We start from the raw sequence: 17,024 nt of genomic DNA on the forward strand, positions 1-17,024 counted from the left end.
AGCTTATATGTGATGTCATTGTAAGTACCTGTCAGAAAACGTACAATTTCATCTGATCCAAAAGAACACGGCCGCCGTATTAAAGTCATGATGAACATGATCTTGGCGCGGCCCCAAAGGGGACCTGAAACCACAATGACCGGCACCAAGTCCAAACGCCCCGGCCCGGCAGACCCGGTTGAGGCGAAAAAATGTGCCGATTGGATCGTTTCCGTCGCGACAACCCGCGACAGGGAAGCGTTTGCGCAACTGTTCGCGCATTTTGCCCCGCGCGTTAAGGCCTATATGTTCCGGTTTGGCGGAAATGCCGAAACCGCCGAGGAACTGGCCCAAGAGGCGATGATGCAGGTGTGGCGCAAGGCGCATCTGTTTGATCCGTCCAAGGCCGCGGCCAGTACATGGATCTTTACCGTGGCCAGGAACCTGCGCATTGACCGGTTCCGCCAGCGCAAACATATCGAGGTGGATGATTCCGACCCGACGCTTATTGTTGACGAGGACCCGCTGGCCGATGAAGTGGTCGGCCGCGATCAGGAAGCGGTTCTTGTCAAAGCTGCGATGGAAGAATTGCCCGCCGATCAGAAGGTAGTTGTCGAATTGTCGTTTTTTGAAGATTGCTCACACAGCGAAATCGCCGAGCGTCTGAACATCCCGCTCGGGACGGTTAAGTCCCGGTTGCGCCTTGCCCTGGGCAAGCTGCGCGGCGGACTGGAAGGTGTCGCATGAATATCAAGCATCATCCAACTGACCAGACATTGATGGATTATGCCAGCGGGTCGCTGTCACAGGCGATGGAACTGCTGGTGGCAACCCACATGACCCTGTGTCCTCATTGCCGCAACAAGGTAAGCGGGTTCGAAACCATGGGCGGTGCCGTGCTTGAAAATACCGACAGCATGTCAATGAGTGACCATTCACTTGACCACGTGATGGCGATGCTTGAGCGCGAAGCAACCAACGAAAATATTGTGACCGAAAAGCTGCCCACCATGCGCCGGATTGCGGTTGGTGAAAGCATTACCGGCAGCACCATGGCGTCGCTTCCGCGTCCGTTGGCGGAACTTCTGCCCGAAGATGTCACATCTCTTGACGACATCCCGTGGAAGTCGCTGGCGCCGGGTGTGAAACAGTTCCAGCTTAAATCGATCGAAAGCAAGGGCACGGTCCGTTTGCTTAAAATCGCGCCGGGTATTTCAATCCCGGATCACGGACATCATGGTCATGAAATGACCTTGTTGATCAAGGGATCCTATATCGATGAAATCGGCCGGTTCCGGGCCGGCGATGTTGCCGATCTGGATGATGATGTCGATCATCAGCCGATTGCCGATACGGCAGAAGAATGCATCTGCCTGATCGCAACCGATGCCCCGATGAAGTTCAATCGCCTTTTGCCGAAATTGTTGCAGCCATTTTTCGGTATCTGATTTCCGATGCGTCCCAACGCGCCAAGCCCCGCAGGATGAAACTGCGGGGCTTTTTTTTTCGGTTGGTATGGGATTATTGCGCAGCAACCAGCCAGTTGATTCTGTGCTGTGCCGGTCCGGGGAATTTGCAGGTTTGGGCAAGCCAGTCGCCGATGTCGGCAAGCTGCTGATCAAATTGCCAGGGCGGATTGATGACAAGCAAGCCGGTGCCGCGCATCCGTCCCTTTGCCCCGCCCTGATCAGTGGCCAGTTCGGCGCAAAGAACCCCGCCCGATGCCTTGATCGCGCCAAATGATGTACGCAAATCACCGTCAAATCCGTCCTCAAGGATCGGATACCACAGCATGAAGGTGCCATTTGGCCATTTTTCCCATGCATGCTGCACGGCGTTTGCGGCCTTTTGATAATCCTGTTTCACATCATAGCTCGGATCCATCAGGACCAGTCCGCGACGGATCGCCGGCGGCATCATGGCAACAAGGCCTTCATAGCCGTCACGTTTATGCAGATGAATGCGGCCATCGCGTTTGACACGATGATGCAGACTTTCATGTTCGCGCGGATGAAGTTCCATCAGAACCAGTTCATCTTCTTCGCGCAGCATTTCGCGCACAATGAATGGCGATCCCGGATAAAACGGCCCGCGATAGGCATCTTCTTCGCGCACACCATAATCGCGGCCCTTTGCCACCGGATCAAAACGCGCCACATGATCAAGGAACTCTGCCAGCATTTCCGGCGGATTTGATCCGGCCTTTGCCCGCGCATAACCGTCTTTCCATTCGCCGGTCTTGGCCGCCTGATCACTGCCAAGATCATACCAACCCGATCCGGCATGGGTATCGATCACGCAGAACGGCTTTTTCTTTTTGCGCAAATGACACAGGACGAGCCACAAGGCCGCGTGTTTGTGCATGTCGGCAAAATTCCCGGCATGAAATCCGTGCAGATAGCTCAGCATGTCCCTTTATCCTTTCCCGGGGCGCGTATTACCACGCCCACCGCCGCCCGGACGTGATTTTGCCCCGCCCCGTGCAGATGCCCGGTTGCCGGATTTGGCGTTGTCTTTGCGTGATCCTTTATGGCGGCCGGACCCTGACCGGTTTGCCGTCCCGTTTTCGTCACTATGCGATGCGCTATGCGATGCCTGATGGCGCTGGCGGGCAGACTTATAGCCGCCCTTGCGGCGCGACGGTCGGGCCGGGCGATCTGTGCGCGCGTCGGCGTCTGATGCGGCGTCAACCTCGGTCCGCTTTGGCGGCTTGGCCGATCCGGGCGACAAACGACGATGGGTTGCCGGCGGGGCATCAACATCAATGATTTTCCATTCGCCCGGGGCAAGACCGTCCAGCGTCCAGTCACCGATCGCGTGACGGATCAGGCGCAATGTCGGAAAGCCGACAGCGGCCGTCATGCGGCGAACCTGCCGATTGCGGCCTTCGGTGATGGTCAGTTCGATCCAGCTGGTCGGAATTTCCTTGCGATAACGCACCGGGGGATCGCGTTCCCACAGATTGGCCGGTTCATCAATACGGCGGACCTTGGCAGGCAGGGTCATGCCGTCTTTAAGCTCGACCCCATTGCGCAAATCGTCAAGCGCCTGATCGGTTGGTTCGCCATCGACCTGCACCAGATATGTTTTGGGTTTTTTGTATTTCGGATGGGCAATCTGGGCATTTAGCGGCCCGTGATCGGTCAGCAACAGCAAACCTTCGCTGTCGCGATCAAGGCGACCGGCGGCATAGACCCCCGGCAGATCGATATAGTCAGCAAGCGTCGCCCGGCCATTTTCACGGTCGGTAAACTGGGTCAAAACACCATACGGCTTGTTAAACAGGATCAATTGCGCCATGGCGCGCATAAAACCAGCTTTGTCGGGTCTGTCAATATGTCCCGGTGATGATCATCGCATTACGGCAATGAACGTACTTAATCCTCGATCAGATATTCCATGGTGGTGACAACACGCACGGTTTTATTGATCTGGCTGGCTTCGTTCATATTGGGGGCACCATCACCGGCCAATATCTGAAACAGGCCCTGGGTTGCACGGCGAATACCACCAAGCTGCCCACCGGAATCCGTGGCAAATTGCATGGCAGCTTCGCGCGCATTCGCCGTTGCCGCGGCGATCATGTCGGGCTTGATGGCATTCAGACCGGTGAACAGATAGCTCGGTCCGGGATTATAGCCCTGCCCGCCCAGAACAATGCCGCCCTGAAGCAACTTTCCGATATCCTGCGATGCAGCTACCACGGCATCAACATCATCTGTGCGGACCTGAATGGTCTGATTGACAATGAACCGGCTTTCAACCGGCCCGGACCGGTATGCCTGCGCCAGTTGATCGGTTACCTGCAGGTTTTGCAATTCTGTCTGATCGCGCGTGATGCCGTGGCTGGCCAGAAAATCCAGAAGGGTTTTGGTATCGGCATCAATTTTGGCCTGGGCATTTTGCAACACATCATCGGTTGCAACATAGGTCATTGGCCAGACGGCTTTGTCTGCCTTCACATCACGTTCTGCCAGCCCTTTGACCGTTACAAAACGATCCAGCGATCGCATGTTTTCGATCCCTTGGCCGACCATCCATCCGGATGCCGCGATTCCGCCTGCGACCACAATTGCCGCGAAAACTTTTGCAAAGCCTGAAGATTGCGCCATGTGCCCGTCCTTTTCCCTTGCACGCCAAACGTGAAATTCACCATCGGATAGCCTATTCTTTATATCATGATATCGCCGTTGAAAGCGGCAATTACGAGGCACCGTTTCGCGAAATCAATGTGCCCGTGAAATTGTGCAAACAGGATTTTGAATGCATTCAAAACTGGTCGCTTTCTGACAGACATCATGTTAAAAGCGCGCCAACACATTCAGGGTCGGCAAAACCGGCCCACGCCATTCACACGTCACAAGAGGTCATCCATGCTGCGTTCTGAAATCAATGCCTGCATTGAGCACGCCAAAGAGCTGTACGCATCCATCGCATTCAAATTGCCGGAATGGGCCCATTACAGCCCGTCCCAGTGGGACGCCGAACCCGATCTTGCGAAATGGTGCCGTGACCATCAGATGGGCTGGGATGTGACCGATTATGGCGAAGGCAATTTCGACAAGCGCGGCCTGATTCTGTTTTGCCTGCGCAATGGCATCTTGCGCCAGCCGGGCGAAGTTCCCTATGCCGAAAAGATCATGATCGTCGGTGAAAATCAGGAATGCCCGTGGCACTACCACAAGGTCAAAATGGAAGACATCATTGTGCGGGGTGGCGGTAATCTTGTGATCGAACTTTGCAATCTGACCGAAGACGGGCAGATGGATAAGGTCAATGACGTTCGCGTGCGCACGGATGGCAAGCTCAATATCCTGCCAGCAGGTGGCAAGGTTGTGCTTGAACCGGGTCAAAGTGTCACCCTGCCAAGAACACTTGTGCATCGTTTCTATGGCGAAGAGGGCAAGGGCCCGGTGATTGTTGGCGAAGTATCCCAGGTCAATGACGACCTGGCTGACAACTATTTCTTTGATTGCGATGCACGCTTTACCGAAATCGAAGAAGACGTCACGCCCATTCATCCGCTGTGGAATGAACTGCCAAATACGTGATCAAACACCAAACGTTCTGAATACAGAAAAGCCCCGCTGGTCATCCCTGCGGGGCTTTTTATTTGCATATCGGTGCGTACCGGTTGGTCCCGGTCGGCAGAGATGGGTTAGATCATTCTGCGGGCTTGTGATCGTTGGGATCACCAAGAATATCTGCAAATTCCGGCAGATCACGCAGCGGTTCAAATTCTTCTTCGGTCCACGCGGGCTGGCGCATTGATTCGGAAAGTTCGACCGCGCGCTGCAAATCAGCAAGGGCGGCTTCGCGGAAGCCAAGCCCGGCATTGGCGCAGGCACGCTGGTAATAGCCATTGGCACTTTCGGGTTCCTCGGCCAGCAACCGGTTGCACAGGCTTAGTGCCCAGTCACGATCACCAAGTTGCAAGGCCGCGTCCGCCTTATAGGCCATAACTTCCGGATCACCCGGGGCAAGCTCAAGAATCTTGTCATAGGTTTCGATTTTCGAACGCGGATTTGACAGCTGATTGGCCTGCAGCCACAGGGCATGAATTGTCTGTGTACGTTCGATTTCGTGCTGATGTTCGTTAATCAGCTTGGATTTCAGGCGCAACTCATCCTCAAGCGAGGACAAGCGGGCTTCGAATTCTTCGGAAAGGCGGCGCAGTTCCGTATCCGCCAGATTGCGGACACTGGATTTCAGTTCACGCAAAGACTGCCAGCCCAGCATGGTCAAAAGCGCACCCACCGCAGCCACGAAATAGAAGAAATACGTAACCGTATTGGACGAATAGGAAATGGCCTTGTCGATGGCTTCGAGCTGGCGGTTGACCACTTCGCGCAGCAGTTCGGCGCGCATGCCCTGCATTTCGGTCCTAAGGTTTTTCAATTCATCAAGAACATAACGTTCCATCAAGGGCGGCATGTTTGACCGTTCGGCCGGATCAAGCGCGCGGAAATCGATGCCATCGGCAGGAAGGGGACTTTCCGAAGAAGACGTGCTTTTTGTGTCATCGGTCTGGGCATGGACCGGTTGGGATATCGCGCCAACAGAAAGAAGACCCAGCATCAAAGCCAGAATGAAGAAAGCACATTTTTTTGTCATTGATCCCGCGTCCTGTTTTCCTGCCCGTTCGGTGATGAGACCATAGGTATCAGGAATGAACAAACACTAAAACCGGCAAGCATCCATCCATAAGAAATCACTGATCCACATCAACACAGCAGATCCAAAAACAGCTTAACCTGCCGGTTAGGAAACAGTTCAGGATTATCCCCCAGGTTGGCCATGCATACTTACGGTCTACGTCACGAACATGCCGAAGAACATTCCAAGCTTGCGCTGGATTTGATGGCGCAGCTTGGTGTGATTCCCCATCCTGACAATTTTCTGATTTTCTATTCCTATCTGGCCGGAACCAACCCGGACATGAACCAGGCGATTGATATCCTGCGCAGCAACCACCGCGCATTTGACGAATTGCAGTGCAAGGCAATTCATGACCGTTTTTTCAGTACCGAACGCGAACGCAAGATCACCGAACAGATCACGACCGAGCTGCGCCGACAGCTTAACAATGCGCTTAACAACGTCAAAAAAATCGGGGTCGATACCACCAAATACGCCGAGGCGCTTGACCATTTCTGCGACTATATTTCCAGCAAGGATTTCAGCAATCTTGAACAATCCCTGCACACGCTTGTTGGCGCAACACGGCAGATGGAAGATGTCAGCCATGTATTTGGCCAAAGCCTTGATAGCAGCTCGACCGAGATTTCGCGCCTGCGTCAGGATCTGGCCAAGATGCGCCACGAAGCCATGACAGACGGGCTGACAGGCATTGCCAACCGCAAGGCATTTGACGAGAAGCTTCGCGAAGAAGCCATGACCGCAATGGAAAGCGGCAAACCGGTCAGCTTGCTGATCCTGGATATCGATCATTTCAAAAGCTTCAATGACAATCACGGCCATCAGGTCGGTGATCAGGTTCTGCGTCTGATGGCAGAAGCATTGGAGCGAAATGTCAAAGGACAGGATTTCGCCGCACGATATGGCGGTGAAGAATTTGCGATCATTTTGCCGCAAACAACGCTGGGCTGTGCCAAACAGGCCGCCAACATGCTGCGTCACAATGTGGAAACCCACAATATCGTCAGCAAATCAAACCAGAAAAAGGTCGGGCGCATCACGGTGTCGATCGGGGTTGCAACATTCCGGTTCGGGGAACCGTTGGCACGGTTGATCGAACGTGCAGATGATGCGCTTTATCTTGCGAAATCGCGGGGCCGCAATCAGGTGGCAAGCGAACGCGATGTCGAACGCGACGCACAACATCGCAAAGACCAAGTCACATCCCCGGCAAAGGGGGCCAAATCAGCCGACGGCAAGCCCGCAAAGCAGCGTTGCGCCTGATAGCGCTGACAACCGGCCGATTTCCACGTATAAGGCAGGCCAACCTGTCGAAAATAAACTGGTCTGATTTACGTGAAAAAAATCGATGTTCTGATCATTGGTGCCGGTGCAGCCGGCCTGATGTGTGCAATTGAAGCCGGCAAGCGCGGTCGATCCGTGGTGGTTGCCGATCATTCGGCAAAGCCCGCCGAAAAGATCCGCATTTCCGGCGGCGGTCGATGCAATTTCACCAATATCCATACCAGTCCGGAGAATTTTATCTCCGAAAACAAGCGTTTCTGCGTGTCGGCGCTGAAACGCTATACGCAGCACGACTTCCTTGATCTCATGAACAGCTACAACATTGCCTGGCATGAAAAGACGCTGGGACAATTATTCTGCGATGAATCATCGTTCCAGATCATAGATATGCTTCTGGACGAATGCGATGCGGCAAATGTCGAAATTTGCCTGAACACCGAAATTTCAAACATCATCCGCCGGGAGGATGGCGGATTTGATGTGACGACGCGCACCGGCGCGCAATGGACCTGTCAGTCGCTTGTCGTTGCCTGTGGCGGATTGTCGATCCCGAAAATCGGCGCCACCGGGTTCGGATATCAGATTGCCCGTCAGTTTGGCATTAATGTCATTCCGACCCGTGCGGCCCTTGTTCCCTTTGTATTCGATCCGGAACTGCGGACAAAAACCGGCGAACTTTCGGGCATTTCGGTTGATGCCGTTGTCGGCTGCAACAAAAAGCAGTTCCGCGAAGGTTTGCTGTTTACCCATCGCGGACTTTCCGGACCATCAATTTTGCAGATTTCGTCTTATTGGAATGAAGGCGACAGCATCACGGTCAACCTCAACCCCGAAGAAGATGCGTTTGAGATCCTGAAAGCCGCCAAGGCCGAAAACCCGAAACAAGCAGTGCATAACGTTCTGTCACGCATCCTGCCAAACCGGCTGGCGCAAATGATTACGGCCAATCACGGTCTTGAACGCCCCATCGGGGAAACCGGGGACAAGGCGCTTCGCAAACTGGCGATGGATGTCAATCAATGGTCGGTGATGCCAAGCGGCACCGAAGGATACCGCACAGCCGAAGTCACGATCGGCGGGGTGGACACCAACGCCCTGTCATCAAAAACCATGGAAGCCCGTGACGTGCCCGGACTTTATTTCATCGGCGAGGTCGTCGACGTCACCGGGCATCTTGGCGGCTTTAATTTCCAGTGGGCCTGGTCATCAGGCTGGTCCGCCGGACAGGTCGTCTGACCCTTATTTTAACGCGTAATTTGCAAACAACTTTCCCCTGTTGGGAACAACACCGCATTTCAACCGTTTATCAGACAAGCGCGGCAAAAATCGCCGCAGCAATAAACACGAGGTTGGAACATGCTTGAGTATGGTGGAATTATTGGCCTGTTGGTCCTGATTGCCGACGTGTGGGCCATCATCAACGTTATGGGCAGCGGTGCAAGCACCGGCTCGAAAGTTATCTGGACGGTTCTTATTCTGGTTCTGCCGGTACTGGGACTGATTATCTGGCTGTTTGCCGGTCCGCGTAGCGGCCGCGTCTCAGCATAACATCAGATCGCACCTTCGCGGTTCACAGATCAAAACACAAAAGGCCGACAGATATCTGTCGGCCTTTTGTCATTTCAGATGTGGTGTCAGATGCCCGCAGCAAAAATCGCCACGGCCCCGGCACACACCAGCGCCACCCGCGTCACAACGGCGCGCGGCGATATCAGACCAAACGAAATTGCCGTCAGGCCAACCGCAACCTTAAGGCCCGCGGCAATCGCCCAGACCGGATCATTGCCAAGATCAATCAGCGATGCATTGGCGATCATGGCAAGCGGCACGATATACAGCCCGACACCAAGCGCCATCGCGGTTCCGGCAACCTTGAGCCAGTTTTCTTCGACCATACCCGCCGCAATAAACACCGCACCGCAGACCGGGGGTGTGATTGTCGACAGCAAGGCAAACCAGAACACGAACAGATGTGCCTGCAACGGATCAAGACCAAGTTCGATCAAAGCCGGGCCCGCCACGGATACGCAGATGACATAAGCCGCCGTTGTCGGGACTTCCATGCCAAGGATCAGACAGGCCAGTGCCGTCAGCAACAAGGCAGGCCATAACATCCCGCCCGACCCGGACAGCAGAAGCGACGTAATTTTCACCCCAAGCCCGGTCAGCCCGAGAACCCCGATCACAATCGAGGCACAAAGAATGATCGACCCGATCATTGCCACCTGACGCCCGGCATTCAGACAAACGTCGGTAAAGCGATCCTTTGCCCGAACCAGATCAAAGGTCAGTGTGCCGTCAAAAAACAGCAAGGCCGCCCCGGCAAGCAGGGCAAGACAAGCGGCGTATTGCGGCGTGTAGCCCCCCCCGAACATTCCCCACAGCAATATGGTAAAGGGCACCAGGAAAAAGCATGATGTAATAATCACAGCCCGCATTGTCGGGCGATCTTTTTCCGGCACACCGGGAAGATCGAACCGTTGGGCAAAGGCGTTGATGCCCACCCAGACAGCAAGGAAATAAAGAATGGCCGGCAAGATCGCCGCAACCATGATTTCGACATAGGGACGCCCGGTCAGTTCCACCATCACAAACGCACCCGCCCCCATCAAAGGCGGCATGATCTGACCACCTGAAGAGGCCACCGCTTCGACCGCGGCGGCCAGCCGTTTGGGATAGCCAAGCCGGGTCATTGCCGGCAATGTAATCGCACCGGTCGATGCCACATTGGCCGATGCCGATCCCGATATCGAACCAAACAGTGCAGATGAAACGACCGATACCTTTGCAGCCCCGCCCTTAAGACGGCCAGCAGCCGCACCGGCAACATTCATGAAGCCCTGTCCGGCTTCGCCAGCATTCAGAACGGCGCCAAATATCACAAAGATCGCAACGATACTGACCGACACCCCGGTCAGACTGCCCCAAAGGCCGCCTTCGGCAATGGTCAGGGTGCCCAGCATGCTTTCGACCGGAAGCCCCGCATGCCCGAATTCACCGGGAATATATTCCCCCCACAGCGCATAAAGCAGTGCAATCGACGCCACCAGAGGCAGTGGCCAGCCAATGGCGCGACGCGCCATTTCCAGAACAATCAGCAAAAGCGCGGTCGCAATCGCGATCTGCCCGTTGCCCATCAAAAATCCGTACTGATCGCCAAGTGCCGAATGATTGGCAACAATCCAGCCACATCCGAACAAACCAACAATGGTCAAAGCGATGCCGGAAATTTTTTGCGCCGGTGTTTTCGCAACAAAAATCAACGCCCATGGCAAGGCAAGCGCCATGTGGATCGGGCGGCTGACAAGGTTGGGAACAAGGCCGGAAAAAATCAGCCACAGGTGAAATGCAATCGAAACTGCACCAAGGATAATCCAGAAGGGACGAGAAATGGCCGACATATCAGATCAGTACATTTGATAAAGAACGGCCCGGCAAAACTGCCGGGCCTGTGATGCAAGAAAAGATCAGAGCTTAACGCTGATCATCACGAACCGGGAAACCTGCCTCGGCGTAGTAACGCAGCGCGCCGGCATGGATTTTACCGGTGATGTTGCCCAGCATTTCCGGCGCAACACCGTTCCACCAGGACGAGCTTTGACCCATTTTGGCTTTCTGTTCCCAGAAGGTCTTGGTCAGCTGATAAGCCGTATCATCATCCATCTGGGTGGTCGCAAAGGCGACAACAGACAGTGATGCGGTGGTGATGTCCTTGTCCTGACCGTTATAGGTGCCAGCCGGGATAACCGTCTTGTCACGTTTGGTCAGGGCAAGCTGTTCATCAGACAGAGACAGAACATTCACATCCGTACCCGCAGCCGCTTCGATCACGTTGGGCGCAGGCCAGGAACCGGCAGTGACAAAGCCGTCAATCTGGCCGTTTTTAAGGGCGGCAACCGCGTTGGAAAGCTCGGCATCCGCAAGATTGACCTTGCCATCAAGACCGAACAGACCAAGGTATTTTTCGCCTTCCTTGGCCCCGAAGGAGCCCTTGCCCAGCAAAATGGTTTTGCCTTCGAGACCGGCAAAATCGGTCGCGCCGGAATCAGCGCGCATGACGAAATGCATGGTCAGGGACGGGATCGGAAACAGGGCGCGGACGCCTGCAAATTTTTCAGCCGGGCGGTCCTTGAACGGGCCTTTGGCAGCCTGGGCGAGGCTGACCAGACCGGGCGGCGACGTGAAGACATAGTTGCCCGGACGTACCATGGCTTCCATGACGTTCTGAACCGAACCCTGGCTTTCTTCGACCGTGACGATCACATCACCGTTGGTACCGGTTTTCATGGCTTCGGCGAATTGGGCCGCCATCTGGTAATAGGACGATGCGGCTTTTGCCGATTTCAGGGTGACACGGGTTTCGGCCTGTGCGGCAGTCGCCATCGACAGGGCCATGACACCGGCGGCAATGGCGCCAAGAGTACGTTTCATTTTCAAGGTTTCCTCCCCTTGTATGGTGGCCCGCCGGTCGGCTTTGGTTGCCGAACTTGAAGACGAACCGTTTCGCTGGTGGCGAAAACGCGCAAAATCCAGCCCGCTTTCAGGATGGTTTTTGGCAAAAAGAACCAAATTCCCGGTCATAGAAAGCATCTGGGGCGCCAAGGTCAAGCAGCTTGTGGCATTGATTGGCCGTCAATCGACTTCAAGCAGTCCGGATTTCACATGCCAGTTGCGCAAAACCGGCACTATTCGCGGCAGGGCTTCGCCCTTAAAGGAGGCGATGAAATTGCACGGGAACTTCTTGTGCAGAATGGCGTTAGCCCCAAAATGCATGACAATCCTTTTGCTTCAATGGCTTGTTTGGATTGACATGTTTCGTATCCTTGCCGCAGGGTGTCCCTGCCCCACACGAACTCAGACGAGGAAGCCATGCCGCGCTCGCCGGTCGCACTGATTATTGCACTGTCAGCCACTTTGTTTGCCGCATTCGCGCTAAACAGTGGCGCATCGCTGCAATCATCGCTTTTGGCACTGCGTGCATCGGCAGAAGGATTCGCGCCGATCTTCACCGGTATCATTATGGCGTCCTATTATATCGGGTTCGTTGCCGGGATTGTCTGGGGCGCAAGTCTGGTTAACCGGGTCGGGCATATTCGAACCTTTGCCGCCCTGGCATCGACCGGATCCGCGATCACGTTGCTGCATGCCGTTTTTGTCGATCCGATCACCTGGTCGCTGTTTCGTGCGCTGACCGGGCTTTGTGTATCGGGGCTTTATCTTGTGATTGAAAGCTGGCTGAACGCGCAGGCCGACAACACGTCGCGAGGCGGTACAATTGCCATCTATATGACGGTGTCGCTTGGCGGCCTGGCAATTGGTCAGCTGCTTTTGAATGTATCACCGATCAGCAGTTTCGAGCTGTTTACGGTGGCCTCGGTTCTGTTGTCGCTGTCTCTGGTACCGCTCGCACTGACACGCCAGCCGCCCCCCACGGCAGTCAGCGGCGAACGCATGACGTTCCGCCGCCTTTATAATATCTCGCCGCTCGGCTTTGTTGCCGCATCGGGTGCCGGTGTATTGTCCGGGGCTATTTACGGGGTTGGTCCGGTTTTTGCCGCCGACCTTGGTTTGCCGACCCATGATGTCGCCTATTTCATGTTCTTTGTCATTCTGGGCGGCATGATCATGCAGTTTCCGATCGGCAAACTGTCCGATATGGTGCCGCGCCAATATGTGATGATTGTTGTTCTGTTCGGGTTGGCGATCTGTGGGCTGATCCCGCTTGCCGCGCCGGATATGATCCGCAACAACCTGACGCTTTGGGGGGGCATCACGGGTGTGTTCATCATGCCGATCTATGGATTGGCTGTGGCCTATGTGAATGACTATCTCGAACCCGAAGACATTGTTCCTGCATCTGGTGGCCTGTTGATCATTTACGGTGCATCCGCCGCCACAGGACCGCTTCTGGGTGCCAGTGCCATTGGCCATATGGGCCCATGGGCGCTTCCGGTCTGTTTTGCGATTATCGGCATCTGTGTCGCAAGTTTTGCGATCTATCGCGCCGGTTTCGGTCGTCGTATCAGCATCGAGGAACAGGGTCAGTTTGTTGCCGTGCCGCGCACAACGCCGATGGCATTTGAACTGTCCCCGATCACCGATGACCCCGGCCAGGATCAGGAAGATGGCCAAACCGCGGGCAGCAGTCCCCTTGATCCTGATGAAATCGCTGAAATGATGACCCCGGATGGCACCGCACATCCCGATGATTTCGGTCAGGTCGCACTCGACGACCCCCAACCCGATGACGACACCGAACGACAGTCGGGATCAGGATCGGAAACGGGCCCCGCATCCGGTTCAACATCGCGATAGCTTAAAGGCCCCGCCGGGATCAGATGGCGATACCGGCGGTATCACTGTGACCGGTCTATTTCCATAATACGGAAAACATCCCGAAATAGTAAAACCGGCTGTGGACCAGCACGGGTTCCAACCCATATGTTGTGGCAAATGAAAGCGTGGGAACGCAAAGAGGACGACGTTCGATAATCGGATGATTTCCCTGCTCCCACGGCGGTTCCAAGTCTGGTGAGAGAAACACATGACCCAACGTATTCAAAAAGGCGGACTTCAGATCGCAACGGTTTTGCATGATCTGGTTGCCAACGAAATCATTCCCGGCACGGGAATCAGTTCTGATCAGTTCTGGGCGTCATTTGAAAAGCTGGTCACCGAACTTGGCCCGCGAAACAAGGAGCTTCTGGCAAAGCGTGACGCGCTTCAGGCAAAGATCGACGAATGGCATCTTTCGCGCCAGGATCAGGCACGCGACCCGGCCGCCTATAAGGAATTCCTGACCGAAATCGGGTATCTGCTGCCCGAAGGGGATGATTTCTATATCGGCACGACCAATGTCGATCCGGAAATTGCCCGTGTTGCCGGCCCGCAGCTTGTTGTGCCGGTCATGAATGCGCGTTACGCGCTCAATGCTGCCAATGCACGCTGGGGCAGCCTTTATGACGCGCTTTATGGCACCGACGTCATTGATGAAGCCGATGGCAAGGAAAAGACCAAGGGCTTTAACCCGAAACGCGGTGCAGCGGTTGTTGCCTATGCTGCAGATTTCCTTGATCAGGCGGTTCCGCTTGCCAGCGGCAAACATGCCGATGCAGCCAAATATGAAGTCCGTGAAGATGGTTCGGGCTGGTGGACGCTTGTTGTCACACTTTCCGATGGCAGCGAAAGTGCCCTGGCACAGCCGTCACAGTTCATTGGTTACAATGAAAAGAACGGTGCGCTTTCGGAAATCCTTCTGCGCAACCATGGTCTTCATGTCGAAATCCGGATCGATCCGAGCCACCCGATCGGCAAGGAACATGCCGCAGGCGTTTGTGACGTCATTCTGGAATCGGCCCTGACCACCATTCAGGATTGCGAAGATTCGGTCGCTGCGGTTGATGCCGAAGACAAGACCCTTGTCTATCGCAACTGGCTTGGCCTGATGAAAGGCACGCTTGAGGAAAAATTCGAAAAAGGCGGCAAAACGGTTACCCGTCGCCTGAATGCGGATCGGACCTATCAGGGTTTTGACGGCAACGAGGTTGTTCTTCCGGGCCGCAGCCTGATGCTGGTGCGTAACGTTGGCCATTTGATGACGTCCGATGCGGTTCTTGATGCCAATGGCAATGAAGTGCCCGAAGGGTTCATGGATGCCATGATCACCGGCCTGATTTCCAAGCATGACGTTGAAGGCAAGAACGAGCTTTCGAACTCCCGTCATGGCAGCGTCTATATCGTAAAGCCGAAAATGCACGGCCCCGAAGAAGTCGCACTGACCAACGATCTGTTTGCATTTGTTGAAAACGCGATCGGTGTTCCGGAAAACACCCTTAAGGTTGGCATCATGGACGAGGAACGCCGCACGACGGTGAACCTTAAGGAATGCATCCGTGCCGCCAAAGACCGCGTTGTATTCATCAATACCGGCTTCCTTGACCGGACCGGTGATGAAATCCATACCAGCATGGAAGCAGGCCCGGTTGTCCGCAAGGAAGCGATGAAAGACCAGTACTGGATCGCGGCCTATGAAAACTGGAACGTTGATGTCGGCCTTGAATGCGGCATGAAGGGCATCGCCCAGATCGGCAAGGGCATGTGGGCAAAACCTGATCGTATGGCCGAAATGATGGTTGCCAAAATCGGCCATCCGAAAGCCGGTGCAAACTGTGCCTGGGTTCCGTCCCCGACGGCTGCGACCCTGCATGTCATGCATTATCATCAGGTCGATGTCCGTGCCGTTCAGGACGAAATCGGTAAGCGCGAACGCGCAAGCCTTGATGACATTCTGGCCATTCCGCGCCTTGGCGACATCAAACCGATGCCAAGCGAAATTCAGGAAGAGCTTGATAACAATGCCCAGGGGATCCTTGGATATGTTGTCCGCTGGATCGATAGTGGTGTGGGTTGTTCCAAGGTGCCTGACATCAATGATGTCGGCCTGATGGAAGACCGTGCGACGCTTCGTATTTCAAGCCAGCATATTGCAAACTGGCTGCATCATGGTCTTTGCACCGAAGAACAGGTTATGGAAACCATGAAGCGCATGGCTGCTGTCGTTGACAAGCAGAATGCCGGTGATCCGACCTATCGCAATATGGCACCGAACTTTGATGACAGCGTCGCCTTTGCTGCGGCCTGCGATCTGGTCTTCAAGGGCCGCGAGCAGCCGAACGGCTATACCGAGCCGGTCCTTCATGCCCGCCGCCGCGAAGCCAAGGCGAAATACGGCGCATAAAACCCGCCAAAAGCATCAAAACAAAAGCCGCCCGGATCATTCGGGCGGCTTTTTTGCTGCAAAAAATGCTGCACCATCAAGTGCAACATAAAATCTGTTTATTCGCCAAGCGTCATGATCTCGTAGCCCTTGTCGGTGACAACAAGGGTGTGCTCATACTGCACGGTGGCATCACCGGTATCGGCAAACAGTGTCCAGCCATCTTCACCATCCAGCGCCCATTTCGCGCCAGAGGACAGGAATGGCTCAATGGTGATGACCTGTCCCTTTTTCAGGGAACGGCGTTCTTTGGGATCGTCCCAGGTCGGGATGGTGTGCGGATGTTCGTGCAATGACTTGCCAATCCCGTGACTGGCCAGATTGCGGATCAGGGTATAGCCGCCCTTGCGGGCAAAATTTTCAATCTTGAGACCGATTTCACGGATCGGGGCCTTGTCGCGCACCACCTTGATCCCGGCCCACATCGCCTTTTTGCCATCTTCGCACAGCTTGGCAATTTCCGGCTTTGCCGTGCCGCAAATGAAGCTGGCGCCGGTGTCGGAAAAATATCCGTCCAGCGACGCGGACACATCGATATTCACCAGATCGCCATCGGCCAGAACCTGATCGCCGGGAATGCCGTGTGCCACCGCTTCGTTGACACTGATACAGGTCGCACCGGGAAATTTGTATTCGCTTTCGGGTGCGGAAACCGCCCCGGCATCTTCAAGGATTTTGCGTCCGATATGGTCAAGTTCAGCCGTGGTGATCCCGGGAACCGCAGCCGCCCCCATCGTATCGCGGGCACGCGCGCAAATCCGGCCAATCCGGCGCAAATGGTCAAGGTCTTTTTGGGATGAAACTGTCATGAAATGCTTATTGCGAT

At 54.9% G+C, this 17,024-nt stretch carries 16 protein-coding genes; 9 read left to right on the forward strand and 7 right to left on the reverse strand.

The window, feature by feature from the left end; translation table 11 throughout:
* The first annotated feature begins 135 nt into the window (after positions 1 to 135).
* Together M9H61_RS11865 and M9H61_RS11870 are read left to right on the forward strand one after the other, a co-directional pair.
* A complete protein-coding gene (locus M9H61_RS11865; RefSeq protein ID WP_068519933.1) occupies positions 136 to 726 on the forward strand; it encodes a sigma-70 family RNA polymerase sigma factor in 591 nt (196 codons plus the stop codon).
* Complete coding sequence (locus tag M9H61_RS11870) at positions 723 to 1,427, forward strand: ChrR family anti-sigma-E factor (protein ID WP_206928297.1); 705 nt, start codon at positions 723 to 725, stop codon at positions 1,425 to 1,427. Before M9H61_RS11865 ends, M9H61_RS11870 begins: the two co-directional genes overlap by 4 nt.
* 73 nt (positions 1,428 to 1,500) lie before the next feature.
* Here M9H61_RS11870 and M9H61_RS11875 read toward each other — a convergent pair whose 3' ends face one another.
* From M9H61_RS11875 to M9H61_RS11885, 3 genes are all read right to left on the reverse strand, one after another.
* Complete coding sequence (locus M9H61_RS11875; RefSeq protein WP_250280592.1) at positions 1,501 to 2,388, reverse strand: 23S rRNA (adenine(2030)-N(6))-methyltransferase RlmJ; 888 nt, start codon at positions 2,386 to 2,388, stop codon at positions 1,501 to 1,503.
* A 6-nt stretch (positions 2,389 to 2,394) separates the two neighbouring features.
* On the reverse strand, positions 2,395 to 3,279 hold the full coding sequence (locus M9H61_RS20680) for a pseudouridine synthase (protein ID WP_371922187.1): 885 nt from the start codon (positions 3,277 to 3,279) through the stop codon (positions 2,395 to 2,397).
* Between the two features lie 77 nt (positions 3,280 to 3,356).
* On the reverse strand, positions 3,357 to 4,091 hold the full coding sequence (locus M9H61_RS11885; protein WP_250280594.1) for an SIMPL domain-containing protein: 735 nt from the start codon (positions 4,089 to 4,091) through the stop codon (positions 3,357 to 3,359).
* Between the two features lie 261 nt (positions 4,092 to 4,352).
* Here M9H61_RS11885 and M9H61_RS11890 point away from each other — a divergent pair, with 261 nt between their 5' ends.
* Positions 4,353 to 5,030, forward strand: a complete 678-nt coding sequence (locus tag M9H61_RS11890; protein ID WP_250280596.1) for a D-lyxose/D-mannose family sugar isomerase — start codon at positions 4,353 to 4,355, stop codon at positions 5,028 to 5,030.
* Positions 5,031 to 5,142: 112 nt separating this feature from the next.
* On the opposite strand, the gene M9H61_RS11895 is transcribed toward M9H61_RS11890, so the two are convergent.
* Positions 5,143 to 6,093, reverse strand: coding sequence for a hypothetical protein (locus M9H61_RS11895; protein ID WP_101247307.1), 951 nt, complete (start codon positions 6,091 to 6,093; stop codon positions 5,143 to 5,145).
* A 183-nt stretch (positions 6,094 to 6,276) separates the two neighbouring features.
* On the opposite strand from M9H61_RS11895, the gene M9H61_RS11900 reads away from it, so the two are divergent.
* The 3 genes from M9H61_RS11900 to M9H61_RS11910 all read left to right on the forward strand — a co-directional run bounded on the left by M9H61_RS11900 (position 6,277) and on the right by M9H61_RS11910 (position 8,970).
* Entirely contained in the window at positions 6,277 to 7,401 is a 1,125-nt protein-coding gene (locus M9H61_RS11900) for a GGDEF domain-containing protein (RefSeq protein WP_250280598.1), read from the forward strand.
* A 72-nt stretch (positions 7,402 to 7,473) separates the two neighbouring features.
* The gene (locus M9H61_RS11905; protein ID WP_250280600.1) at positions 7,474 to 8,658 is read left to right on the forward strand and encodes an NAD(P)/FAD-dependent oxidoreductase; all 1,185 of its coding nucleotides are present in this window, start codon (positions 7,474 to 7,476) and stop codon (positions 8,656 to 8,658) included.
* Positions 8,659 to 8,778: 120 nt separating this feature from the next.
* On the forward strand, positions 8,779 to 8,970 hold the full coding sequence (locus M9H61_RS11910) for a PLD nuclease N-terminal domain-containing protein (RefSeq protein WP_068519944.1): 192 nt from the start codon (positions 8,779 to 8,781) through the stop codon (positions 8,968 to 8,970).
* 86 nt (positions 8,971 to 9,056) lie between these two features.
* Here the strand turns inward: M9H61_RS11910 and M9H61_RS11915 are convergent, their stop codons facing one another.
* Positions 9,057 to 10,823, reverse strand: a complete 1,767-nt coding sequence (locus M9H61_RS11915; RefSeq protein WP_101247309.1) for a TRAP transporter fused permease subunit — start codon at positions 10,821 to 10,823, stop codon at positions 9,057 to 9,059.
* Positions 10,824 to 10,896: 73 nt separating this feature from the next.
* Positions 10,897 to 11,853, reverse strand: coding sequence for a TAXI family TRAP transporter solute-binding subunit (locus M9H61_RS11920; protein WP_250280601.1), 957 nt, complete (start codon positions 11,851 to 11,853; stop codon positions 10,897 to 10,899).
* A gap of 78 nt (positions 11,854 to 11,931) precedes the next feature.
* On the opposite strand from M9H61_RS11920, the gene M9H61_RS11925 reads away from it, so the two are divergent.
* The 3 genes from M9H61_RS11925 (at position 11,932) to M9H61_RS11935 (ending at position 16,159) form a co-directional block, all read left to right on the forward strand.
* Entirely contained in the window at positions 11,932 to 12,231 is a 300-nt protein-coding gene (locus tag M9H61_RS11925; RefSeq protein ID WP_250280603.1) for a hypothetical protein, read from the forward strand.
* Between the two features lie 60 nt (positions 12,232 to 12,291).
* On the forward strand, positions 12,292 to 13,737 hold the full coding sequence (locus M9H61_RS11930; RefSeq protein WP_233433106.1) for an MFS transporter: 1,446 nt from the start codon (positions 12,292 to 12,294) through the stop codon (positions 13,735 to 13,737).
* A gap of 229 nt (positions 13,738 to 13,966) precedes the next feature.
* Positions 13,967 to 16,159 carry a malate synthase G gene (locus M9H61_RS11935; RefSeq protein WP_101247310.1) on the forward strand — a complete coding sequence of 731 codons (2,193 nt, stop codon included), beginning with the start codon at positions 13,967 to 13,969 and terminating at the stop codon, positions 16,157 to 16,159.
* Positions 16,160 to 16,257: 98 nt separating this feature from the next.
* Here the strand turns inward: M9H61_RS11935 and map are convergent, their stop codons facing one another.
* Positions 16,258 to 17,007 carry a type I methionyl aminopeptidase gene (map, locus tag M9H61_RS11940; RefSeq protein WP_250280606.1) on the reverse strand — a complete coding sequence of 250 codons (750 nt, stop codon included), beginning with the start codon at positions 17,005 to 17,007 and terminating at the stop codon, positions 16,258 to 16,260.
* Positions 17,008 to 17,024 lie beyond the last annotated feature (17 nt).

This window comes from Thalassospira sp. GO-4 (assembly GCF_023588965.1).
In the GTDB taxonomy this organism is placed as follows: domain Bacteria; phylum Pseudomonadota; class Alphaproteobacteria; order Rhodospirillales; family Thalassospiraceae; genus Thalassospira; species Thalassospira povalilytica.